The organism is Acinetobacter sp. YH01006 (assembly GCF_013420445.1).
GTDB classification, from domain to species: domain Bacteria; phylum Pseudomonadota; class Gammaproteobacteria; order Pseudomonadales; family Moraxellaceae; genus Acinetobacter; species Acinetobacter pseudolwoffii.
In genome coordinates, this window is record NZ_VOYB01000001.1 from 155754 (window position 1) to 177613 (window position 21860).

The window sequence follows — 21860 nt, forward strand, 5'->3', positions numbered from 1 at the left end:
CACGTAGCGAACATCACACATCACGGATCAATGGCTCAAATCTGCAATGAATTTCATTGTGGTCTGAGTCTTTTCTTACCGGCTTCTACTTGTATAGATAGGCTTCGGTTTTGATTCACGTATTGATGATGGCAATACGGCTTCAATCTTTAAACGGATTAAAGTCACCTGAACGCTTCACTGGCGGACGAGCGGTGCATTGGATGTATGTAACTTTCACTGTCACATTGCTCGAAGATCATCCCTTCTTTATAGAAAGTGTCTTGATACGGAATTGTCGTCGTATCTTTACAAACTGTGCAGATCCAATGCATCGACGCTGTAGCCTGAAGTCGTCTTCAGGGTGCGACTAATCTGATGTGTATCAGTTTACGTTTAAAAACCAACGAAAGTTGGCGACATATTTTTTAAGACAAACTGATTTATGTACCTGAGGTACAATTAAACGCAACAGTTTGCTTTGTTTGCCGATATAATAAGCCTTCGGCGTCGGCATAATTCTTTGGGGACCTTCCCGTATCATGTGAGTCTTTAATTGAACAATCAAGTTCAGAAAAATCTGAAATGATTCAACTTTTACCCACAAACGATGGTTTCCGTGCGCTGACTATATCAAACCTTGCATCATCTGCCTATGGGCTAAGCTTATGTTTCTTGTGTAAAGCATAACCTAAGTGATCAGTTTTTAATCAATTTTAGTATTTTTTGGGTCATAGTAACTGTATGAATTCTACGCAACAATGGCAAAACGTCACTTGGTTTGAAGTGGATGAACATCAAGATGGACAACGCATCGATAATTTCCTGTTTAGTCGTTTGAAAGGTGTGCCAAAAAGCCGTATCTATCGCCTGATTCGTGAAGGCCAGGTGCGCGTCAATAAAAAACGCATCAAGGCGGAAACCAAACTGGCGATTGCTGATCAGATTCGTGTTGCACCGATCCGTTATGAGCAAAAAGATGAATCTGCTGCGCCCATTTCTGACAAGGTTGCCAATGGTTTGTTGGCCCGCGTGATCTATGAAGATGAAGGTCTGATGGTGGTGAATAAACCTTCGGGCATCGCGGTACATGGCGGTAGTGGTGTCGCATATGGTCTGATCGAAGGCTTACGTGCAGCGACTGGGAAAAAATATCTGGAACTGATTCATCGTATTGACCGTGACACGTCTGGTCTGGTGATGATCTCGAAAAAACGTAGCGTACTGAAAAGCTTACAGGACATGCTGCGTGAACATAAAATTAAAAAAACCTATGCTGCTGTGGTCAAAGGTAACGTAGCACTTGACCGTCAGTTGATTGATGCGCCTTTACATCGCTATGAGCTGGCCAATGGCGAGCGTCGTGTCTGTGTATCGCCGAAAGAAGGTAAAGAGTCGAAGACGCAGTGGAATGTGCAGGAACGCTTTATGCATGCCACACTGGTCTATGCCTCTCCACTTTCGGGTCGTACCCATCAGATTCGTGTACATGGTTTGAGTATTGGGCATCCGCTAGTAGGCGATGAAAAATATGGTCATGAAACTGGTTATAACGGGCCGAAACCGCGCCGCTTGTGTCTGCATGCCATGCGTCTGGAGATTCCGGGTTATGCCATGATTGAAGCACCTTTGCCGGAAGATATGCAGAGTCTGGTGGCGCAGTTAAGAGCACAGAAAGCGGATAAGCCGACGGCTCAGTAAAGACTTATTTTTTTCTTTTAATAAATTCAATCCACCCTAACCCTCTTTCTTAAAGAGGGGCTAGGGGAGATTTTAGGCATTAAACCTCTCTCTACCCTCTTCTACAAGGAGAGGGCTAGAGAGAGGTGGTAAAGCTACCTAACCTTGAATCAAATTTAGGAAACCTTATGAACACACCTGTAAAACTGGTCATTTTTGATTGGGATGGCACGTTATTTGATTCGGTCAGTCAAATCGTGGCGAGTTTGCAGTTTGCAGCACAACAGTTTCAGCAGCCTTTAAGCGATGAAGACGCGAAAAGCATTATTGGCTTAGGTTTGCCTGAAGTGGCACAGCGTTTATTTCCGAATGTGCCTGAATTGCATGCCAATATTTTACAAAGTTATTCCGAACACTATGTGGCAAACTCTTCCGGAGATTCCTGGTTTGAAGGGGTGGCGCATATGCTTGCGGATTTGCAGCAACACGGCGTGAAATTGGCTGTGGCGACGGGTAAAAGCCGTAAAGGTCTGGATCGTGTCTTGAAGCAGACCAACAGTGAGCAGCTGTTTGTGACCACGCGTGCTGCCAGTGAAACTCGTTCCAAACCAAATCCACTCATGTTAGAAGAAATACTGGCAGAAACAGGTGTGCAGGCCAAACATGCGCTTATGGTCGGTGACACTTCTTATGATCTGGAAATGGCACAAAATATGGCCATGCCAAGTGTCGGTGTCAGCTATGGCGTGCATGAACCTGAGCTTTTGGCGCAATTTAATCCGATCTGTATCGTAGATGATGTGACCGCTTTACATGCGGCATTGTTGGCTAAAGTCCAATGGAAACAAGCGATTTAATCTATTATCTTGGTTACAGTAAAAAATGGTATTTCCCCGGTTTAAAACTGCCGGGGAGCGCCACAGATTTAAGCGTTTGCTCTTATCTTTTAGTCTAAAGTCGCAATTATGTTGATTTTATTCGGTCAGATTAGCGGAGTTTTTCTGCTAAATGATGATGCATTTTAAATACTAAGATTTTGTTTTGTCTTGGTTTTTATGGATTTTCTTTATAGATAATAGCTATAGCAAAAAATAAAATAACTATTGGCATAAAAGCCGTATTTTTCCCATTCTAAAACTGTTTATTCCTATGCTCGCTCTGAGAAAGGTAATCCTGACGGATTATCGGCCTGATCATGTCCATATTTTCTGTCCATCTTAGATCTCAGCATAAGCCTAATTTTTGCAGTTTAAGGAAACATTGATGTCGAATTCTGCTGTTGTTGAATCAGTTGCACAAGCCCTTCGTAGCGCTGAATTATCACAAACTGCGATCGCGCCGATTCGCCCAGAACTGGGTGGTGAAAGTGCTGACGTAGATATTGCCTATGCCGTTCAAGAAGTGAATACCGAGCGCGCTTTGTCTGAAGGTCGCCGTCTGGTAGGCCGTAAAATTGGTTTAACCTCTAAAGTGGTTCAAGCGCAACTCGGCGTAGATCAGCCTGACTTCGGCATGTTGTTTGCTGACATGGCCTATGGCGATGGTGAAGTAATTCCTGCAGGTCTGCTGATTCAACCTAAGGTTGAAGCGGAAATCGCATTGGTAATTAACCAGGATTTGACCAAAGAAAAACATACCTATGCAGACATTATCAGCGCGACTGAGTATGCCCTGCCTGCAGTTGAAGTGGTCGATAGCCGGATCGAAAACTGGAAAATCAGTTTAATTGATACAGTTGCAGATAACGCATCTTCCGCAGCATTCGTTTTAGGTTCTCAACCTGTAAAACTTGAAAACCTTGATCTGGTGAACTGCAAAATGGTCATGACCCGTGGTGACGAAGTTGTGTCTCAAGGTGTGGGTAAAGCATGTCTGGCCAATCCACTCAATGCTGCAGTTTGGCTGGCAGATGAAATGGTACGCCGTGGTCGTCCATTACTTGCAGGCGACATTATCTTAACAGGTGCCTTAGGGCCTATGGTTGTGGCTCAACCAGGCGATGAATTCAAAGTTGAAATTGAAGGCTTCGGTTCTGTTACAGCTGCATTTGCTGCTGAATAATCGAGATTCCAAGAGAGTACATTCATGAAAAAGATTAAATGTGCAATGATCGGTCCAGGTAATATTGGTACGGATTTGCTTTACAAGTTACAACGCAGCGAATGGTTAGAGCCAGTGTGGATGGTGGGGATTGACCCGACCTCTGAAGGTCTGGCACGTGCTGCAAAAATGGGTTTAAAAACCACCGCTGAAGGTGTGGATGGTCTTCTGCCTCACGTGATTGCAGATGATATTAAAATTGCATTCGATGCAACGTCTGCTTATGTACATGCTGAAAACAGCCGCAAGCTCAATGAACTTGGCGTACTGATGATTGACTTAACGCCTGCTGCGATCGGTCCATTCTGTGTACCACCGGTCAACCTTGAAGCATTGCTTGCGGGTGGCGAAGTACCAAACGTAAACATGGTCACCTGTGGCGGTCAGGCAACGATTCCAATGGTAGCTGCAGTTTCTCGCGTTCAGCCGGTTGAATATGGTGAGATCATCGCAACGGTATCGACTAAATCAGTAGGTCCAGGTACACGTAAAAACATTGATGAATTTACCCGTACCACTGCCGGTGCCATTGAGAAAGTGGGCGGCGCGAAACAGGGTAAAGCGATTATCATCATCAACCCGGCTGAGCCACCACTGATGATGCGTGACACGGTTCACTGTCTGGTAGAAGGTGAACCGGATCAAGCAGCGATCACTGAATCTGTACACGCAATGATTAAAGAAGTTCAAAAATATGTACCGGGTTACAAGCTTGTCAATGGTCCAGTTTTTGATGGCAACCGCGTGTCAATTTACTTAGAAGTTGAAGGGCTTGGTGATTTCCTGCCGAAATATGCGGGTAACCTTGACATCATGACTGCTGCTGCAGCACGTACTGCAGAGATGTTTGCAGAACACGTATTCAATAAAGACGCTTAAGGAGCAACCACATGTCTAAGATTATTGTTCATGATATGACTTTGCGTGATGGTATGCACCCACAGCGCCATCAAACCACTGTTGAGCAAATGATTGCGATTTCAACAGCACTTGATGATGCAGGCGTACCTTTAATTGAAGTCACGCACGGTGACGGCCTTGGCGGTTCATCCGTCAACTACGGTTTTGCTGCTGCGACTGACGAAGAATATTTAACAGCTGTTGTACCACGTATGAAGAATGCAAAAATTTCTGCATTACTTCTACCTGGTATCGGTACGGTTGACCATTTAAAAATGGCGCATGAAATTGGTGTTTCTACTATTCGTGTTGCAACGCACTGTACAGAAGCGGATTGCTCAGAACAGCACATCACTGCTGCGCGTAAGTTAGACATGGACACAGTGGGCTTCCTAATGCTTGCTCACATGGCGACTCCTGAAAAACTGCTTGAAGAAGCAAACAAGATGGTGTCTTACGGTGCAAACTGTATCTATGTCACTGACTCAGCAGGCTATATGCTTCCTCAAGATGTCATCGATCGTGTTGGTCATTTACGTCAACACTTGGACCCAAGCATTGAGCTCGGTTTCCACGGTCACCATAACTTGGGTATGGGTGTATCGAATACGGTTGCTGCGGTACAAGCCGGTGCAGTACGTGTTGACTTGGCATCTGCAGGTTTGGGTGCGGGTGCGGGTAATACACCACTTGAGTTGTTCATTGCGGTTGCAAACCGTATGGGCATGGACACTGGCGTTGACTTGTTCAAAGTACAAGACGTTGCTGAAGATCTGGTCATTCCAATGATGCACAACCCGATCCGCGCGGATCGTGATGCAGCAACTTTGGGTTATGCGGGTGTGTATTCTTCATTCCTGTTGTTTGCTAAACGCGCTGAAGCAAAATATGGCGTTTCTGCACGTGAAATCCTGATGGAGCTTGGTCGTCGTGGTACGGTCGGTGGTCAGGAAGACATGATTGAAGATTTAGCATTAACCATGTCTAAAGCGCGTGAGTTACAAGCTTAACTTTTAATCGCTCAGTATTAAAATAAGTTTGATAAAAAAGCATCCAAATTGGGTGCTTTTTTATTTTAAATGAGATTGATTAATATATTAAAACTCTGGGGTGAGATGTTTTAGTTATAATGTTGTAGAGCGATTATTTTGGCTTTATATTTTCCTTAAACATAAAAACGATAAATAAAAAATGGCTGCTGAAAGATTTTAAAAAATTTACTCTTATTAATAGAAGAAACAAAAGTTTGAATTAAATATCTGGTCAATTTTTTATTTTAATTAATCGTTTTAAAATCTAAGCGATTGGTTGCTTGAGGAGAAGTCTGAAATATCGGCCGATGAAAGCAGAAAATCTTAATACTGTGGTCGGATTTTTTATTTAAATCGACTTGCGCATGATGGCGACATAGATTTTATCTGTTGAATGGGGAACTCATGATGCGTCGTCAAAACTTATGGATAGCAATGTTTGCTGCGATAGCAACTTTAGGAACAACTGCAGCGAATGCAGATTTTATTGACGACAGTAATGTGCAATTAAAATTTAAAAATTTCTATTTAGACCGTGAGTATTCTCATGAAACTGGTCGTGCAGTAACGCCAGGATATGGCAACTGGACGCAAGCAGTTACCTTAGATGCCAAGTCGGGTTACCATGATATTGGTGCTGGCATTCAAGTTGGTGCTGATCTATTAGCGCAATATGCGGTTGGTCTAAAGTCAGAAGGTCATGTGGATGATATTCATATGCCGTATGATGGTAAAAAAGTTGCAAAAGACAATGCAAAATTGGGTGCAACTTTAAAGGTTAAGGTCTCTAAAACAGAATTAAAAGTAGGTGACTTACTTCCAGTTTCTCCTGTTGTGGTTGCTGATCCATCACGTCAATTGTTAACCACATATAGCGGTGCATGGTTAGAATCTAAAGACATTAAAAATGCCAAACTGACCTTGGCATATATTGATGGCATCAACGCACGTTATGACAACCAATACCAAGATTTAACGCTATTCCCTAAGAATAATTTTGCAGAAGCAGAAGCTTTAGGTAAAACCACTGATGATGGGATGTATATTGCAGGTGTTGATTATCAGTTCACGCCTAAAATTGGTGGTAGCTATTGGTATGCCGATGTGACCAACATTTATCAACAGCATTATGTTGCGACCAATTTGAAAACCAATTTAACTGAAAAAACTAAACTTGATGCGCATGTTCGTTATTTTGATAACAGCGAATCAGGCGATAAATTATATGGCAACATCGACAGTCAAGCGGTGTCGGCAGGTGCGAAGATCAATCATGGTATGCATACGGTACAATTAGGCTACCAAGCGATGTTTGGCGAGCATGGTGATGGTGCTGCAACAATGTTTCCAACATTGGGTGGTTGGGTGCCACAGCCTTATTTAGACAACTGGTCAGTGGCGAGCTTTATTCGTAAAGATGAACGTTCTTGGAGCTTAGGTTATACCTATAACTTTAAAGATGCGGGTGTGCCAGGTTTGACTGCAACTGTGCGTCACTTCCGTGGCGACAACATTGATGGTACTTACCACAAATTAACCAGCAACTCAGGTGTGGCGTTAAAAGAAGGTAAAGAGAACGAAAATAATGTCATCGTGAACTATGTTGTACCTGAGGGCAAGTTTAAAGGTTTGGGCGTGAACTATATGTTTATCGACACCAACTATAACTTCGGTAATGACCTTCAAGAACACCGTATCGCAACCACGTATACCTATAAGTTTTAAAAGTGAATCCAGAGGGTGGATAGAGCAGTTGCTTTCAACTGCTCTCTTTTTTACTAAGGAAGAAACACAGAAAAAATGTAAGGGATTGTTTTTATTTTATATATAAATATCAATAACTTAAATAATATATATTTTATAGTATGCAATCGTAATTTTATATCAGTTGAAGGTGTTAGAGCGGTTAATATAAGAGGGTATAAAAGACATTTTTATTGAGTCAACTTGACGTCGACTTCTCCATGTAGATGGACACGCAAGCGAAAGACTGTACGAGGAATCAACATGAGCACTGTTCAAATCCCTGAATACAAAACAGATTCATTCTTTGGCTTAGAAGACAAATGGATTGAAACTGCTGAAGGTGAGTTAACTCACTACCACGAAATTGGTGAAGGTACACCAATTCTATTTCTTCACGGTTCAGGTACAGGCGTATCTGCTGCGGCAAACTGGTGGTTAAACCTGCCTGCAATTGGTGAGCAAGCACGTTGTATCGCAATTGATACCATTGGTTATGGTCAAACAGTGGTTGCACCAAACACTGAATATGGTATTCGTGCTTGGGTAGACCACGCGATCCGTACTTTAGATGCTTTGGGTATCGAAAAAACCTGGTTAGTGGGTAACTCTTTAGGTGGCTGGTTGGCATTCCAGTTGGCACTGGATTATCCAGAGCGCGTTTTGGGTATCGTGTCTATGGGGACAGGCGGTGCGAAACAAACTGCTGCACTCAAAGCGCATGCAAACCCGGTGTTGACTGAAGAAGGCATCAAGAAAACCTTGTCAATGTTTGTGGTAAATAAAGACTTGATCACGGATGAACTGGTTAAAGTTCGCTTTGCTTCTGCTGCAAATGACTATGCATCAAATCGTTTGATGGATGTAGTTGGCGCACGTGACCGTGACCGTTTCGAATTCCCGCTTGATTTCGAAAAAATGAAAGATATTACTGTGCCAGTGTTACTGATTCATGGTACGCAAGATGTGGTCATTCCAGTATCACGTACTTGGGACATCCTGAATGTGGTTCCAAATGCTGATGCGCATATCTTCAGCCAATGTGGGCACTGGTCTCAAGTTGAGAAAGCAGACGAATTCAATACTGTGATCAAAAACTATCTTGCTGTTCACGGCGTAAAATAATTTTACCGTGTTTTAAAAAGGGATGACTTCGGTCATCCTTTTTTTGTGGGCAAAATATTGAACAGAATGTACTTAAGTGCATATGATTCTCATTTGTACAGGTTGATGTAAAAATCTAATTATTTTTAGCAAGTTATTAAATTTAAGCCGAGAAAAAACTGACTTAACTTTTATTAGACTTAAGTTGTAAATGAAGGGGGGGTAGGGTGAAAAACAGGCAATATTAGCCCAGATCAGGCGACCAATTAAGGAGCTACAGATTGATCCTTTATCAAAAAATAGAATTTAAAATAAATTTTTTAGCAAAAAATGATAAAACAAAAAAGCACATGCCACTCAAAAGTTGAATGGCATATGCTTGATCGGAGATGGAGCGGGATTAGTCCTGTTCTTCGCGGTTAATATCTAGATAAAACACCCGGGTTAATAGCTCAAGAAATTTGCTGACCGCATAGGATTTGTTGTTTTTGTGGTAACTGACATACAGATCCAGATATGGCAGTTCCACGTCCAGCGGACGAATCACGGTATTATCCATGGTTAGTGGTGCAATATAGCCAGGCAAAATGGTACAGCCTAGGCCCATTCCGATCGAGTTGATATTAAATAAAATATTATCGGCCTTTTGCACGATATTGAGTTCAATGCCGTTGGCTTTGGCAAAGTCCAGAATAGCCTGGTTCAGGGTCAAGGACTGCTCTGCTGATGGAATAATAAAATCAATACCATTCAATGCTTTAACAGGAATTCTTTCGTATTTTGCTAAGGGGTGATCTTTAGGCAGGAGAAAAATCAGCGGTTCACGAATCACGAACTGGCTTTCAATTTCATCACTATTGAAATTATGACGGGTAAATGTCAGATCTAGATCACCTTTTTTTAACAAACGCATCTGCTCATTGTTGTTCAGGCTCAGCAGTTCAATTTTTAAATCTGGGTTCTGTACACGTAGATTTGGCAAGATATAGGGGAAGATTTTCATCTCGGCTACCGGTACAAAACCGATACGGAGCATTTGCTGTTTGGCCTGTGACACCTGACGTGCCATGGCAACGGCTTTGTCCGCCTGTGCAAGGGTGAGACGGGCCTGTTCCAGGAATACGGCGCCTTCTTCGGTCAGCTCCACTTTACGTTTGGTTCGGTTGAGTAGCTTGACGCCGACATCTTCTTCCAGGTCTTTGATTTGCTGGCTAAGTGAGGGTTGAGCCGTATAAAGTTTAAGTGCTGCCTTACTAAAGTTCAGTTCTTCAGCAACGGTGATAAAGTAGCGAAGGTGTCGTAATTCCATGTCATCAGCCCGAAGAGTAATCCAAAAAATGTCTTACTATAATTTCATAGAAGTATAATCTATAAACAACTATGTCGTGAAGGTTATTTTGATATTTAGAAAGTAAATACTCTTGAGATATTTATTAATGTTTTAATATCAGAACAAGCACGTGGAATAATTGCTTAAAGCTATTAATTGAAACAAAAAAAATATTTCCCCAAAATCAATCCAAAATCCATTATCCATTCGAATTGAGTCTATTTACTTTGTGCCTTGATGGGTCACAGGAGAGCTTTTCATGAGTGGAAAAATTGATGTGCGTGAAATCGACGCTTTAGTCGATGCACAAAATGGGCGTATCACTCCATCTATCTATACAGATCCAGATATTTACGAATTAGAACTTGAACGCGTTTTTGGCCGTACTTGGTTGTTCCTTTGTCATGAAAGCCAGATTCCAAAGGCGGGTGACTTCTTCAATACCTATATGGGTGAAGATCCGATCATCGTGGCACGTCAAAAAGATGGCTCAATCAAAGCATTCTTAAACCAGTGCCGTCACCGCTCTATGCGTGTGAGTTTCGCAGACTGTGGTAATACCCGTGCATTCACTTGCCCATACCACGGCTGGTCTTATGGCATTGACGGTTCTTTAAAAGACATTCCGCTTGAAGAACGTGCTTACCCACAAGGTGCATGTAAAGAGCAATGGGGCTTGGTCGAAGTGAATCGTGTCAAGTCTTACAAAGGCCTGGTATTCGCTTGTTGGGATGAAACCACACCTGATCTTGAAGAATACATGGGCGATATCGCTTGGTATCTAGATGGTGTACTTGACCGTCGTCCAGGTGGTACAGAAATCATCGGTGGTGTACACAAATGGGAAATCGAGTGTAACTGGAAATTTGCAGCGGAACAGTTTGCATCTGACCAGTATCATGCCTTGTTCTCTCATGCATCTGCGATCCAAGTCCTTGGCGCAAAACCAGATGATGAAGCATCGAAAAAACTTGGTGCTGCACAAACGGCTCGTCCAGTTTGGGAAACGGCTAAAGATGCACTTCAGTACGGTTCACGTGGTCACGGTTCAGGTTTCTTCTTTACAGAGAAACCAGATGCAAACGTATGGGTCGACGGTGAAGTAGCCAACTACTTCCGCGAAACTTATGAAGAAGTGAAAGAGCGTTTAGGTGAAGTCCGTGCCCTGCGTCTTGCAGGTCATAACACCATGTTCCCGACCTTGTCTTGGTTGAACGGTACGGCAACGCTTCGTGTATGGCACCCACGTGGTCCAAACAAAACTGAAGTATGGGCATTCTGTATTGCGGATGCTGAAGCATCGCAAGAAGTCAAAGAAGCATTTGAACGTTCTGCAACGCGTGCTTTCGGTCCTGCTGGTTTCCTAGAGCAAGATGACTCTGAAAACTGGATCGAAATCCAAAAAGTTTTACGTGGTTATAAAGCGCGTCAAAACAAACTCATTATGGAAATGGGTAAAGGCAACGAGAAAATCCGTGAAGATGGTATTCCGGGGATCACCAACTATATTTTCTCTGAAACTGCAGCACGTGGCATGTACCGCCGCTGGGCAGATTTATTGATCCATGAAAAATGGGAAGACGTTGAAGCAGCAGCTGACGCATACGAGAAGGAGCTTATGAAATGAGTCAAGTGAGTTTAGAACTTCATCATCAAATCAGTCAGTTCCTGTATCGCGAAGCAAAATTGCTGGACGACTGGAAATTCCGCGATTGGTTGGATACCTTGGCTGAAGATATTTCTTATACGCTACGTACCACACCAAACGCGCAAACCCGTGACCGTCGCCGTTCAGTTGAGCCACCGACGACTTGGGTATTCAACGATACCAAAGACCTTTTAGAGCGTCGTGTCGCACGTCTTGAAACCGGTATGGCTTGGGCTGAAGAGCCTCCATCACGTACCACTCACATGGTGAGCAACGTGATCGTAGAGCCAGCTGAAGTTGAAGGCGAATACGACGTATATGTAACCTATTTGCTATATCGTACGCAAAAAGAGAAAGACATTGTCATTTACTGCGGTAAACGCCATGACAAGATCCGTAAAGTTGAAGGCGGCCTCGGCTTCCAGATCTTCAACCGTAAGATCATGCTGGATCAAGCGACCTATAGCTCACATAACCTGAGTGTATTCTTCTAATGAATAAGATTTTTGTTTGCCAAGTTGACGAATTAGACGAAGGCGAAGCGCTAAAAGTAGATTGCGGCGTGAATGGTATTGATGCATTGGCAGTATTCAATAACGGTGGTGAGTTCTTCGCAATGAACGACCGCTGTTCACACGGCAATGCGTCTATGTCTGAAGGTTATCTGGAAGACGACGGTACAGTGGAATGTCCACTTCATGCTGCACGTTTCTGTTTGAAAACAGGTGAGGCACTTTGCTTGCCAGCAACTGATCCAATTCAAACATTCCCGGTAGTGGTTGAAGACGGCGCATTATATGTAGAGATGGCAGGAGAGTAATCATGGGTTGGCTACAAGGCGAAGTTGCACTTATTACCGGTGGTGGTTCAGGCTTAGGCTGGGCGCTAGTGGAACGTTTCCTGGAAGAAGGTGCACAAGTTGCCGTTCTTCAACGTTCAAAAGCAAAAGTGGAGGCATTAAACGAACACTTTGGCGGTAAAGTTCTTGCGATTGAAGGCGATGTAGCCAGCTATGCAGACAACGTTCGTGCAGTGAATGCCACTGTAGAGCGTTTCGGCAAACTCGACTGTTTCGTTGGTAATGCCGGGATCTGGGATCATTATGCCGATATCGTCAATACCTCTGGTGAGCAGCTGGAAAAAGCCTTTGACGAGATTATGGGGATTAATACCAAATCGCTCATTCTCGGCGCGAAGGCTGCACTGGATGCATTGATCGCTTCTGAAGGTTCTATCATATTTACTTTGTCTAATTCGGCACTGTACTCCGCTGGCGGAGGCCCTGTATATACTGCATCTAAGCATGCAGGGGTGGGTATTATGAAAGAATTGGCCTATGAGCTTGCGCCTAAAGTACGAGTGAATGCGGTTGCACCGTCAGGTATGAATGTGAATATCAAAGGCGCAGCGTCGCTCGGTCAGGAAAATGTTGGCCTGCTCGATGCACGTGATCCTGAGAAAATTGCACGTGGTATGCCACTGAATTTCTTGCCTGAACCGGAAGATATGACAGGTTCATACGTACTCTTGGCATCTCGTCAAAATAACCGTCCTTTGACTGGCGTTCTGATCAATGCAGAATGCGGTCTGGGAATTCGTGGCTTACGTCAGCCCCGTGCCGGTTTCTTTGACGAATAAAAATCTGCTTTTAAAAATCTCCCCTTCCCCCTCTTTATAAAAGAGGGAAAAGAATCTCCCTCCTTTTAAAGGAAGGATGGGGAGGATTTAAGTCTTCCTTTTTGGAGTCTCTCATGGCCGTTAAACTTATTTGTGCATCGCACAGTCCGTTAATGGAATTTGCTTCACCACAGGAAAAGCGTAAAGAACAAGCTGTTCGAGATGCTTTTGAAAAACTCTCTGCTGAAGTAAAAGCTTACGACCCAACCCTGATTATCACCTTTGGTCCTGACCATTTTAATGGTTTCTTCTATGACCTGATGCCAAGTTTCTGTGTCGGTATTCGTGCCAAAGCTGCGGGTGACTGGGATTATGGTAAAGACAATGATCACATCGATGTACCTGAAGACAAAGCATTAGGCTTGGTTCGACGTGTACTCGATGAAGGTGTAGACGTTGCATATTCTTACCGTATGCAGGCGGATCATGGGGTGACTCAGCCATTACACTTCCTGTGTGACGGCAAACTCGATCGTTATCCAACGATTCCAATTTTTATTAATGGCGCTGCAGCACCGATGCCAACCACCAAGCGTACCATTGCTTTGGGCCGTGCTGTAGGTCAGTTTATTAAATCTTTAAACCTTGAAAATGAGCGTGTCCTTGTTTTAGGTACAGGTGGTCTGTCGCATGATCCACCCACACCGCAAATGGGTTCGGTTCCACCACAAGTAGAAGAATTCCTGATTGCAGGTCGTAATCCAACGCCTGAAGCACGTGAAGCACGTCAGGGCAAAGTCATTGCAGTCGGTCAGAAACTGGCAGCAGGCGATACTTCGGTTGCAGTTCCTTTAAATGCTGAATGGGATCGTGCACTGCTTGAAACCTTCAAGAACGCTGATTTTGCGACCTTAGAAGCCATGACAGAAGATGAAATTCGTCGTGACGGCGGTCGTGGTGGTCAGGAAGTCCGTTCCTGGATGGCCGCATTTGCAGCCTTAAGCGAAATGGGCGAATACGACATGACAACACACTGCTATGAAGATATCAGTGAATGGATTGCGGGCTTCGGCATCGTATCTGCAGAGTTAAAAGGTTAATTGACATGAGCAACATCGAAACCATCGTAATTGTAGGGGCTGGCCAGGCAGGTGCAAGCGCGATTTTAGAACTTCGTGGCAACAAGTACGCAGGTAAAATCATTCTGATTGGTGATGAAACGCATCTTCCTTATGAGCGTCCGCCACTGTCGAAAGATGTGATTCTAAAACCTGAGGACACCAAGATTGAAATTCTGTCAGCAGAAAAACTGGCTGATCTTGGCGTGACCACCATTCGTGGCAATGGCGTGACTCAAATCAACGCGACCGCGAAAACGGTTGAACTTCAAAATGGTGATGTTGTTGCTTATGACAAATTGCTTCTCGCAACAGGCGGTGCCGCGCGCCGTCTGCCAAACTTCGATGCGTTAGGCAAACATGTTTATACCTTGCGTAACCTTGAAGACTCACAGGCATTGGTTCCTGTATTGCAAGCAGGTCAACGTATTCTGCTGATCGGTGGCGGTGTGATCGGTCTTGAACTGGCATCCTCTGCGCGTTACAAAGACTGTCAGGTGACTGTGCTTGAGCAGGGACCAATGGTAATGGGGCGTTGTTCACCGCGTATTTTAAGTGAATTTCTGCTTGAACAACACCGTCTGGCAGGCGTAGATGTTCGCTTAAATACTCAAGTTGCAGCTTGCCGTTTAGATGGTGAAGAAATTGTGGTGAATTTAGCTGATGGCGAAGAGTTACGTGCTGATGCTGTGGTTTATGGAATCGGAATTGTGCCAAACGCACAGCTTGCCATTGCAGCCGGTTTAGATGCTGATCTTGCGATCAAGGTCAATGAAAATTGCCAGACTTCAAATGCCCATATTTATGCAGCAGGCGATGTCGCGACACAACTTCGTGAAGACGGCGAATTCCGCCGTGTCGAGACTTGGGAAAATGCCAATCTTCAGGCAGGCATTTTTGCGCGTCATGTCATGGGTGTCGAACATCCAAAAGCCAATCCGGCCTGGTTCTGGACCGATCAGCTCAATATCAACTTCCAGTTTGTCGGTGATATGGCAGCGACCCAATGGCTGGTTCGTGGCGACATGGATGCAGCCAAAGGCGCAGACAATTCATTTGTGATGTATGGTGTGACAGATGGTCAAATCGTTGCCGGTATTACCGTCAATGCGGCCAAAGAAATGCGTCATCTGAAAAAAATGATCAGCAAGAATACGGCTTTTGAAGCTGAAAAACATTTGGATCTGGCACAAGACTTACGCAAAATTGCTTAAGTTGTATTGAGATATCTTGGAACAGATCTATGTTTTGCATAGGTCTGTTTTTTTATGTTTATCGAATACTCTCTATATGATCACTACCTCAAGTTTCAGTTTTGGTTTGTATTACTTTGCGTAGGTAATGCCTCACTTTTGAGAGGTCAAAAGTGACAAAAATCTTTTTCTAAACTGAGGATATGTCCATATATCCCAGTTTAGCGGCGGCATCCATGCCGCAATCAGTATTGTCGATTGTGGATTTGAACGAGAAGTTAGTTCAATTCTTTCTGATTAACTTTAATTGAGTCTTTTATGAATTCAAATTCATCTCCCATGCTGGTGACGGCAAGTATTTACGTTTTACTTGTGCTGATTTGGGCCGCAACGCCTTTGGCGATTGTCTGGAGTGTGGCCGAGATTCACCCGATGTGGGTACTGATCATTCGCTATTTTGGCGCATCGATTATTGCGCTATTCCTGCTAAAAATCATGCGTGATCCCTTGCCTTTTGACGGCACTTCAATGAAAAGCTATCTGGCCGGCAGTCTGAATTTAATCGGTGCACAGCTGTTTATTTATCTGGCAGCCAATTATCTGACCTCAGGTCTGATGGCCCTGATTTTTGGTTTTTCGCCGCTGATTGCCGGTCTGATCGGGCATGTGATCTTAAAAACTCATCAGTTAGTGTGGCTGCAATGGTCAGGTATGGCTGTTGCCATTGCAGGGCTGAGTTTTGTATTTTTAGATTCGGCAGACAGCAAGGTGAATCCTTGGGGTGTGGTGCTGATGCTGATCAGTATGGTGTCCTATATCAGTTCAATCTTCTGGGTCAAACAGATCAACGCACCTTTAAGCCCAATGTCACAAGCGACAGGTTCATTGCTGCTATCAGCAGCCGGTTCACTGCTCTTGATTCCATTTATCTGGCAGCATATGCCGACCCAGTTGCCTGGCATACAGGCGCTGATCGGGTTTGTATTTACTATGATCATGTCCTCGATTGTGGCGATGCTGTGTTATTTCTGGCTGATTCGGCGTTTAAATGCTTCAACAGTATCTTTGAGTAATGTCATGACGCCAGTCATCGCACTGGTACTTGGTGCGACTCTGAATCATGAAATCATCAGCAGTCATGCCTTTGCAGGAATTGCCGTGGTGATGTTCGGCATCATTATGTACTTTTGGAAAGAGTGGCGTGAGCAATACTTTTCCAAGCACTAAATCTGTAGCAAATCAAAAGGGCGAAAGCCCTTTTTTATGCTTTAAATCTTTTAGAGGAATGAAGTCTATGGCTACATCCGTTCACAAGAGTTTAAGCAAGTCTATTTAGCAGATTGGCCAAATGTTAAAAATAGTATATGTCATCGTATGCACTCTTAATCGTTGCATAACTCAGGCGTGCACGATCAAATCAGCACACATTATGAGGATAAAATTTTGGCTGGAATCAGCAGAGTAGGGCTTGGTATGATTTTGTATTTTTTAAAAAACTGTATGCATCATGTTTTTCTCGACAGTACCCATAGTCCGGCCAGCCAGCAGGCTATCAGAGCGCTATTTTTTTGCTAAAATAACAAAAACATACATGATTGTCTGTGATGGATTTCATACTATACTCAAGTGCGCCTGTTTTTAGTTTGTATGCTCATTAAAAGATGCATCGCCTGACCATTTCAAGCGGTTGCTGTCTTGCATATAGCGAATAATAAATAGTGGATGTTTATGCAAGATCTTCTCAAAACTAAAAAATTTCAGTTAACCACGGAGTCCAGCTGGAAACATCTCTGGTCTAAGCCGGTATTTGAGTATCTGCATTCAGATCATTTCAATGGACAACAGTTTCGTAATCTCGAGCATCCTGCTCGGGCGCACAGTCGTTTTGACTTATATAAATGGCTCATTACCCGAAAATCCAAAAACTGGAATATCAATCTCGATGCAGAACGTGCCGAGTTTTTTGCGCGACCGCGTGCATTGCCACAGCAGCGTCCCGATGCGCCTTTAGATGACTGGCAAATCTGGTTTATTGGTCACGCCACTGTGCTCATTCAAATCGGGCCTTATAATTTCCTGACCGATCCGGTCTGGGCTGAATATGCCAGTCCTTCTGCATCCACTGGCCCGCAGCGGGTCATTCCTGCCGGTATTGCGCTAGATGAACTGCCACATATTGATGCTGTGCTGCTCAGCCATAACCACTATGATCATATGGATCTGGCCACACTGGAATGGTTGCATAGCACATTTGAAATGCCAATTTATACCGGACTGGGCAATGCCTGGTATTTGCCAAAGCACTATACCGTGCATGAGATGGACTGGTGGGAAAATGCATTTTTTGAAGAAATCCGCATTGTCTATACGCCGGCACAGCATGCCTCGGGGCGCGGTATGCGTGATCAGAATTGTGCTTTGTGGGGTGGCTTTTCCTTATTGCATGGTCAGGAACATTGTTTCTTTGCCGGAGATAGTGGTTATGCCTCGCATTTTAAAGAGGTTCGCAAGCGTCTGGGTGCGCCCCGAATTGCCTTGCTGCCCATCGGTGCCTATGAGCCGCGTGCACTGATGCGTGCGATTCATATGAATCCGGAAGATGCATTTCATGCACATCAGGACTTGCAGGCCAAATGCTCACTGGCGATTCATTACCGTACTTTCCAGCTTACTGATGAAGATCGGGATGCGCCAGAGCATGAATTGCATGAAATTATCAAACATTCTTCCAAGCTGATTAATCCGTTTTACTGCGTACATGAAGGCAAACGGATTATTGTCTAATGGCTTCACGCTGTTCTTGCTTGATGAGTTGAATGGCAAGCACAGAAAGCATCAGCCAAACAGCATTTCACCTATGCCAGAAAATCCAACCAAGACTTTGGCCAGTACCCGCTCAAAGCCCAGATTTTGCCAGATTGTGATTTCAGCAGGGGACTGAAACAGTATTTTTGGAATCAGTCCTTGATAGAATCAGCGCATTGCCAAGCTTAGCTGAATGGTGCGAAGCGCTTGGGTGAAAACGGGCTCAGAATTCACGAATAGCATTTTCCAGAAAATGGTGTTTATTTTCGCTAGATGGAATCAGGCAATAATCAGTTTTACCAAATAGCTGATAGCGCTTTAAAGCAATCCCACGATACAGAAAGTCGCGGATAAAACGCGGCATTAAATAGCCTGTACTCATTAAATTCAACGGAAAACCGAGATGCTGCATGACTTTTAACAGGGCAGTGGATTCGGTATAAAGTGTGCCAGCTTGGATGACGAGCATCGTGCTGTAATGTGCAGTGGACATCTGGTAATGCTCGAGCAGGGCAACACCTAAAGGGGATTGGGCAGAGACCAGTTTAAACTGTATCTTGTTATCGTATTGAATCAAAAATCGTGCCCAGCCATTACAGATCACACAAACAGCATCAAATAAAATGATGTCGTGTTGTTGAATGATGTCTTCAATATCTTTGCTCATCGTTATATTTTTTCTAGTGACGTATTATTTGTATACTGCTTGATATCACACTAAAAAACCACCCGAGGGTGGTTTTTTATATATCGCTAAGGCAGCTTAAAGCAAGCTGGCTAAGCCTTTGGCTGGATCGGTTTCACGAGCAGCCTGTGCATCTGCCACTGTCATGCCGAGTGCTTGTGCTACGCCTTCGCCATAGGCCGGATCGCAACTATAACAATTGCGGATGTGACGGTATTTAATGAAATCTAGTGCATCACCCATCGCGCCAGCCGTGTTATTAAACAAGGCCTGCTTTTGTTCATCATTCATCAGGTTGAACAGGGCACGTGGCTGGCTGAAGTAATCGTTATCATCTTCACGGAAATCCCAGAAATCGGCAGCACCGGTGATTTTTAGTGGTGGCTCTCTGAATTCCGGTTGCTCCTGCCATTGGCTGAAACTGTTCGGCTCATAATGTGGCAAGGAACCGTAGTTGCCATCCATACGACCCTGACCATCACGACGGTTAGAATTGACCGGACAGCGTGCAGCATTGACCGGAACCTGTGAGTGATTCACGCCGACACGGTAACGCGCGGCATCGGCATAGTTAAATAAACGTGCTTGTAACATCCGGTCCGGCGAGTAGCTAATCCCCGGAACAAGGTTACTTGGTGCAAAGGCGGCTTGTTCAACATCCTGGAAGTAGTTTTCTGGGTTGCGGTTCAGTTCAAATTCACCCACTTCAATCAGTGGATATTCACCCTTCGGCCAGACTTTGGTCAGGTCAAATGGATGATATGGTACTTGTTCTGCCTCAAGTTCTGGCATGATTTGTACGAACAGGGTCCATTTCGGGAAGTCCCCACGTTCAATCGCATTGTACAGGTCAGTCTGGCTGCTTTCGCGGTCACGACCAACCAGTTCTGCTGCCTCGGCATCGGTCAGGTTTTGAATGCCTTGTTGCGTGCGGAAATGGAATTTCACCCAGAAACGTTCATTGTTGGCATTGATGAAGCTGTAGGTATGGCTACCAAAACCATGCATGTGACGATAACCGACTGGAATACCACGATCTGACATCACAATGGTGACTTGGTGCAATGCTTCCGGCAGCAATGTCCAGAAATCCCAGTTATTGGTCGCATTACGCAAGTTGGTGCGTGGGTCGCGTTTTACTGCTTTATTCAGGTCAGGGAACTGGCGAGGGTCGCGGAAGAAGAATACTGGTGTGTTGTTACCAACCAAATCCCAGTTACCTTCTTCGGTATAGAATTTCAGGGCAAAACCACGAATATCACGTTCTGCATCGGCAGCACCACGTTCACCGGCAACGGTAGAGAAACGCGCAAACATTTCAGTTTTTTTGCCCACTTCAGAGAAGATTTTAGCGCGGGTATATTGGCTAATGTCATGGGTCACGGTAAATGTACCAAAAGCACCTGAACCTTTGGCATGCATACGGCGCTCAGGAATCACTTCGCGAACAAAGTTAGCCAGTTTTTCATTCAGCCATAAATCCTGAGCAAGTAATGGACCACGTGCACCTGCGGTCATACTGTTCTGGTTGTCGACCACAGGCGCACCCGCTTCAGTGGTCAGGTGGGTAACAGGGCATTTTTTAAAATCTTGGCTCATTTTTCCTCTCCAAGTTTTGAATATCTTGTAGCGTTTATCCAGTATTTATAAAATATTGAGTTATCTGCGAAGGGCATCAGGTTTTACTCTATTTTCAATATCTTGATATAAATACTGTTAGCGCACAAAGTGGAATTCACAGGATATAATTGAGTGATGTCACTCAAAAAATATTTTTAAAGTTAATAAAGTCTAAAATATTTAAAATTAAATGGTTACTTTTTAAAAGTAGCCGGTTTTCTACTCTTTGACAATATCAAATTCTCTATATTTTGGATAACTCAAATAATGAATCGGATTAAACGAAAATAACAATCTTTAAGTCCCTTATATGTTTTTATCAAAGGATCAAACTAATAGATGAATCGTGCTGTTTAAAATAAATCTTATAACTGATTTATTTTAAATGCTTTTTTTGATTAGGTTTTGTCTGTGTGAAAAACATCATAAAGTGCTGAATGTAATCAGCATGTTTTCCGGCTATAGTGCTCATTTTTGTATACAGAATATCCTGCTTAAATGGTCTTTATTTTTAAAAAAAGCATTGGCAAATATGCTTGAAAATTGTCCAAAATGGCGTATCATTATTTTCCCACTCGCGTGGAAACTCACTAAAATCTAGTTAAAAGGCGAAAGTACAACATGGCCAAGAAGAAAACAGTCGAGCATGTGGTGATCCATAATTTTGTGGCAAAACACATGCATGAAGTCAACAAAAGTCAGGTTTTTGTAGACCGAAAGAAAAATGCAAAACGTGGCTACAACAAGCACAGACAAGGGCGATATTCTATGGAAGATCGCCCTTTTTTAATGGCAGCTTAAGATCTGTAAGGTGGTTGAGGATGACGCGTTGGCTGTTTGGGGTTGGTTCCAAGTGGAGAGAGCGGGGCAACGGGGCGGTTGCTATGATTTTGTGTATTTTGAGTGGAGCGCCGCGATGAATTTGTTGGCTCATCTCGTATAAAATCATTAAATAATTTATTCAGTCTTCCCTGATTTGGCTGTCCATAATGTGCAGGGTGAGGTTCAGTTCTGGCCTGCTGAAAACTGGCAAATTGATCTTTTTGCTGACGATAGAGTTTGGCCGCTATCACAGAGGGATCATTTCGGCCTAAACGCCGTCGCTGGGATGCTGAAATTTCGATGCCCAATAGAGGGGACATTTTAGGCCGATCGGCATAGCCGCTGGCAGGACGTGTATAAGATGAACCGGAATAATCCGCATTTTTCCGGGCCCGCAAGGCAGGTGCAATAATAACAATATAGAACACCGCAATGAGCATGAACAGGATAACCAGAAATTCCATAACCACCTCTACACTCGTCGA

20 protein-coding genes and 1 pseudogene are annotated in these 21860 nt (G+C 43.9%); 16 read left to right on the top strand and 5 right to left on the bottom strand.

Annotation, left to right across the window (positions count from 1 at the left end; translation table 11 throughout):
• Positions 1-723: 723 nt before the first annotated feature.
• The 7 genes from FTT73_RS00770 to FTT73_RS00800 all read left to right on the top strand — a co-directional run bounded on the left by FTT73_RS00770 (position 724) and on the right by FTT73_RS00800 (position 8558).
• A complete protein-coding gene (locus FTT73_RS00770) occupies positions 724-1680 on the top strand; it encodes an RluA family pseudouridine synthase (RefSeq protein WP_005095416.1) in 957 nt (318 codons plus the stop codon).
• Positions 1681-1847: 167 nt separating this feature from the next.
• Positions 1848-2516 carry an HAD-IA family hydrolase gene (locus FTT73_RS00775; protein WP_180190865.1) on the top strand — a complete coding sequence of 223 codons (669 nt, stop codon included), beginning with the start codon at positions 1848-1850 and terminating at the stop codon, positions 2514-2516.
• Positions 2517-2922: 406 nt separating this feature from the next.
• The gene (locus FTT73_RS00780; protein WP_005095421.1) at positions 2923-3720 is read left to right on the top strand and encodes a 2-keto-4-pentenoate hydratase; all 798 of its coding nucleotides are present in this window, start codon (positions 2923-2925) and stop codon (positions 3718-3720) included.
• Between the two features lie 24 nt (positions 3721-3744).
• Positions 3745-4638, top strand: a complete 894-nt coding sequence (locus FTT73_RS00785; RefSeq protein ID WP_004278526.1) for an acetaldehyde dehydrogenase (acetylating) — start codon at positions 3745-3747, stop codon at positions 4636-4638.
• 11 nt (positions 4639-4649) lie between these two features.
• Positions 4650-5669, top strand: a complete 1020-nt coding sequence (gene dmpG / locus FTT73_RS00790) for a 4-hydroxy-2-oxovalerate aldolase (protein ID WP_004278525.1) — start codon at positions 4650-4652, stop codon at positions 5667-5669.
• A gap of 429 nt (positions 5670-6098) precedes the next feature.
• On the top strand, positions 6099-7415 hold the full coding sequence (locus FTT73_RS00795) for an OprD family outer membrane porin (protein WP_180190909.1): 1317 nt from the start codon (positions 6099-6101) through the stop codon (positions 7413-7415).
• 282 nt (positions 7416-7697) lie between these two features.
• Complete coding sequence (locus tag FTT73_RS00800; RefSeq protein WP_180190866.1) at positions 7698-8558, top strand: alpha/beta fold hydrolase; 861 nt, start codon at positions 7698-7700, stop codon at positions 8556-8558.
• A 379-nt stretch (positions 8559-8937) separates the two neighbouring features.
• Here FTT73_RS00800 and hcaR read toward each other — a convergent pair whose 3' ends face one another.
• Positions 8938-9846 (bottom strand): DNA-binding transcriptional regulator HcaR, encoded by a 909-nt coding sequence (gene hcaR, locus FTT73_RS00805; RefSeq protein ID WP_180190867.1) that lies wholly within the window; start codon positions 9844-9846, stop codon positions 8938-8940.
• 280 nt (positions 9847-10126) lie between these two features.
• On the opposite strand from hcaR, the gene hcaE reads away from it, so the two are divergent.
• From hcaE to FTT73_RS00845, 8 genes are all read left to right on the top strand, one after another.
• Complete coding sequence (gene hcaE / locus FTT73_RS00810; RefSeq protein ID WP_005095430.1) at positions 10127-11494, top strand: 3-phenylpropionate/cinnamic acid dioxygenase subunit alpha; 1368 nt, start codon at positions 10127-10129, stop codon at positions 11492-11494.
• Entirely contained in the window at positions 11491-12009 is a 519-nt protein-coding gene (gene hcaF / locus FTT73_RS00815) for a 3-phenylpropionate/cinnamic acid dioxygenase subunit beta (RefSeq protein WP_005095432.1), read from the top strand. The genes hcaE and hcaF overlap by 4 nt, the downstream gene beginning before the upstream one ends.
• Positions 12009-12335: a 3-phenylpropionate/cinnamic acid dioxygenase ferredoxin subunit gene (hcaC, locus tag FTT73_RS00820; protein WP_005095433.1), complete on the top strand. Its 327-nt coding sequence runs from the start codon at positions 12009-12011 to the stop codon at positions 12333-12335. Before hcaF ends, hcaC begins: the two co-directional genes overlap by 1 nt.
• Positions 12336-12337: 2 nt before the next feature.
• Positions 12338-13153, top strand: a complete 816-nt coding sequence (gene hcaB, locus FTT73_RS00825; protein WP_005095434.1) for a 3-phenylpropionate-dihydrodiol/cinnamic acid-dihydrodiol dehydrogenase — start codon at positions 12338-12340, stop codon at positions 13151-13153.
• 113 nt (positions 13154-13266) lie between these two features.
• Positions 13267-14232, top strand: coding sequence for a 3-carboxyethylcatechol 2,3-dioxygenase (locus FTT73_RS00830; RefSeq protein ID WP_100357564.1), 966 nt, complete (start codon positions 13267-13269; stop codon positions 14230-14232).
• 5 nt (positions 14233-14237) lie between these two features.
• Complete coding sequence (gene hcaD / locus FTT73_RS00835; RefSeq protein ID WP_180190868.1) at positions 14238-15464, top strand: 3-phenylpropionate/cinnamic acid dioxygenase ferredoxin--NAD(+) reductase subunit; 1227 nt, start codon at positions 14238-14240, stop codon at positions 15462-15464.
• 297 nt (positions 15465-15761) lie between these two features.
• Positions 15762-16670 (top strand): DMT family transporter, encoded by a 909-nt coding sequence (locus FTT73_RS00840; protein ID WP_100329289.1) that lies wholly within the window; start codon positions 15762-15764, stop codon positions 16668-16670.
• Positions 16671-17171: 501 nt separating this feature from the next.
• The gene (locus tag FTT73_RS00845; RefSeq protein ID WP_074383975.1) at positions 17172-18227 is read left to right on the top strand and encodes an MBL fold metallo-hydrolase; all 1056 of its coding nucleotides are present in this window, start codon (positions 17172-17174) and stop codon (positions 18225-18227) included.
• 54 nt (positions 18228-18281) lie between these two features.
• Here FTT73_RS00845 and FTT73_RS16490 read toward each other — a convergent pair.
• The 3 genes and pseudogenes from FTT73_RS16490 to FTT73_RS00860 all read right to left on the bottom strand — a co-directional run.
• Positions 18282-18482: pseudogene (locus FTT73_RS16490) on the bottom strand (DoxX-like family protein); the annotation flags it as partial.
• Positions 18472-18915 carry a thiol-disulfide oxidoreductase DCC family protein gene (locus FTT73_RS00855; RefSeq protein WP_180071900.1) on the bottom strand — a complete coding sequence of 148 codons (444 nt, stop codon included), beginning with the start codon at positions 18913-18915 and terminating at the stop codon, positions 18472-18474. The gene FTT73_RS00855 and the pseudogene FTT73_RS16490, both read right to left, overlap by 11 nt.
• A 96-nt stretch (positions 18916-19011) precedes the next feature.
• Positions 19012-20532 (bottom strand): catalase, encoded by a 1521-nt coding sequence (locus tag FTT73_RS00860; protein ID WP_180096729.1) that lies wholly within the window; start codon positions 20530-20532, stop codon positions 19012-19014.
• A 642-nt stretch (positions 20533-21174) separates the two neighbouring features.
• On the opposite strand from FTT73_RS00860, the gene FTT73_RS00865 reads away from it, so the two are divergent.
• Complete coding sequence (locus FTT73_RS00865; protein WP_005095450.1) at positions 21175-21354, top strand: hypothetical protein; 180 nt, start codon at positions 21175-21177, stop codon at positions 21352-21354.
• On the opposite strand, the gene FTT73_RS00870 is transcribed toward FTT73_RS00865, so the two are convergent.
• Positions 21351-21839, bottom strand: coding sequence for a hypothetical protein (locus FTT73_RS00870; protein WP_180190869.1), 489 nt, complete (start codon positions 21837-21839; stop codon positions 21351-21353). The genes FTT73_RS00865 and FTT73_RS00870 overlap by 4 nt on opposite strands.
• Positions 21840-21860 lie beyond the last annotated feature (21 nt).

Excerpts from the sequence above, each read along its gene's own strand:
- FTT73_RS00830 (WP_100357564.1), top strand. The coding sequence starts at position 13,267 with ATGGCCGTTAAACTTATTTGTGCATCGCACAGTCCGTTAATGGAATTT.
- FTT73_RS00780 (WP_005095421.1), top strand. The coding sequence starts at position 2,923 with ATGTCGAATTCTGCTGTTGTTGAATCAGTTGCACAAGCCCTTCGTAGC.
- hcaB (WP_005095434.1), top strand. The coding sequence starts at position 12,338 with ATGGGTTGGCTACAAGGCGAAGTTGCACTTATTACCGGTGGTGGTTCA.
- FTT73_RS00845 (WP_074383975.1), top strand. The coding sequence starts at position 17,172 with ATGCAAGATCTTCTCAAAACTAAAAAATTTCAGTTAACCACGGAGTCC.
- FTT73_RS00800 (WP_180190866.1), top strand. The coding sequence starts at position 7,698 with ATGAGCACTGTTCAAATCCCTGAATACAAAACAGATTCATTCTTTGGC.
- FTT73_RS00860 (WP_180096729.1), bottom strand. The coding sequence starts at position 20,532 with ATGAGCCAAGATTTTAAAAAATGCCCTGTTACCCACCTGACCACTGAA.
- FTT73_RS00865 (WP_005095450.1), top strand. The coding sequence starts at position 21,175 with ATGGCCAAGAAGAAAACAGTCGAGCATGTGGTGATCCATAATTTTGTG.
- FTT73_RS00785 (WP_004278526.1), top strand. The coding sequence starts at position 3,745 with ATGAAAAAGATTAAATGTGCAATGATCGGTCCAGGTAATATTGGTACG.
- FTT73_RS00840 (WP_100329289.1), top strand. The coding sequence starts at position 15,762 with ATGAATTCAAATTCATCTCCCATGCTGGTGACGGCAAGTATTTACGTT.
- FTT73_RS00775 (WP_180190865.1), top strand. The coding sequence starts at position 1,848 with ATGAACACACCTGTAAAACTGGTCATTTTTGATTGGGATGGCACGTTA.
- FTT73_RS00855 (WP_180071900.1), bottom strand. The coding sequence starts at position 18,915 with ATGAGCAAAGATATTGAAGACATCATTCAACAACACGACATCATTTTA.
- hcaD (WP_180190868.1), top strand. The coding sequence starts at position 14,238 with ATGAGCAACATCGAAACCATCGTAATTGTAGGGGCTGGCCAGGCAGGT.
- FTT73_RS00795 (WP_180190909.1), top strand. The coding sequence starts at position 6,099 with ATGCGTCGTCAAAACTTATGGATAGCAATGTTTGCTGCGATAGCAACT.
- hcaR (WP_180190867.1), bottom strand. The coding sequence starts at position 9,846 with ATGGAATTACGACACCTTCGCTACTTTATCACCGTTGCTGAAGAACTG.
- FTT73_RS00770 (WP_005095416.1), top strand. The coding sequence starts at position 724 with ATGAATTCTACGCAACAATGGCAAAACGTCACTTGGTTTGAAGTGGAT.
- FTT73_RS00870 (WP_180190869.1), bottom strand. The coding sequence starts at position 21,839 with ATGGAATTTCTGGTTATCCTGTTCATGCTCATTGCGGTGTTCTATATT.
- hcaF (WP_005095432.1), top strand. The coding sequence starts at position 11,491 with ATGAGTCAAGTGAGTTTAGAACTTCATCATCAAATCAGTCAGTTCCTG.
- hcaE (WP_005095430.1), top strand. The coding sequence starts at position 10,127 with ATGAGTGGAAAAATTGATGTGCGTGAAATCGACGCTTTAGTCGATGCA.
- hcaC (WP_005095433.1), top strand. The coding sequence starts at position 12,009 with ATGAATAAGATTTTTGTTTGCCAAGTTGACGAATTAGACGAAGGCGAA.
- dmpG (WP_004278525.1), top strand. The coding sequence starts at position 4,650 with ATGTCTAAGATTATTGTTCATGATATGACTTTGCGTGATGGTATGCAC.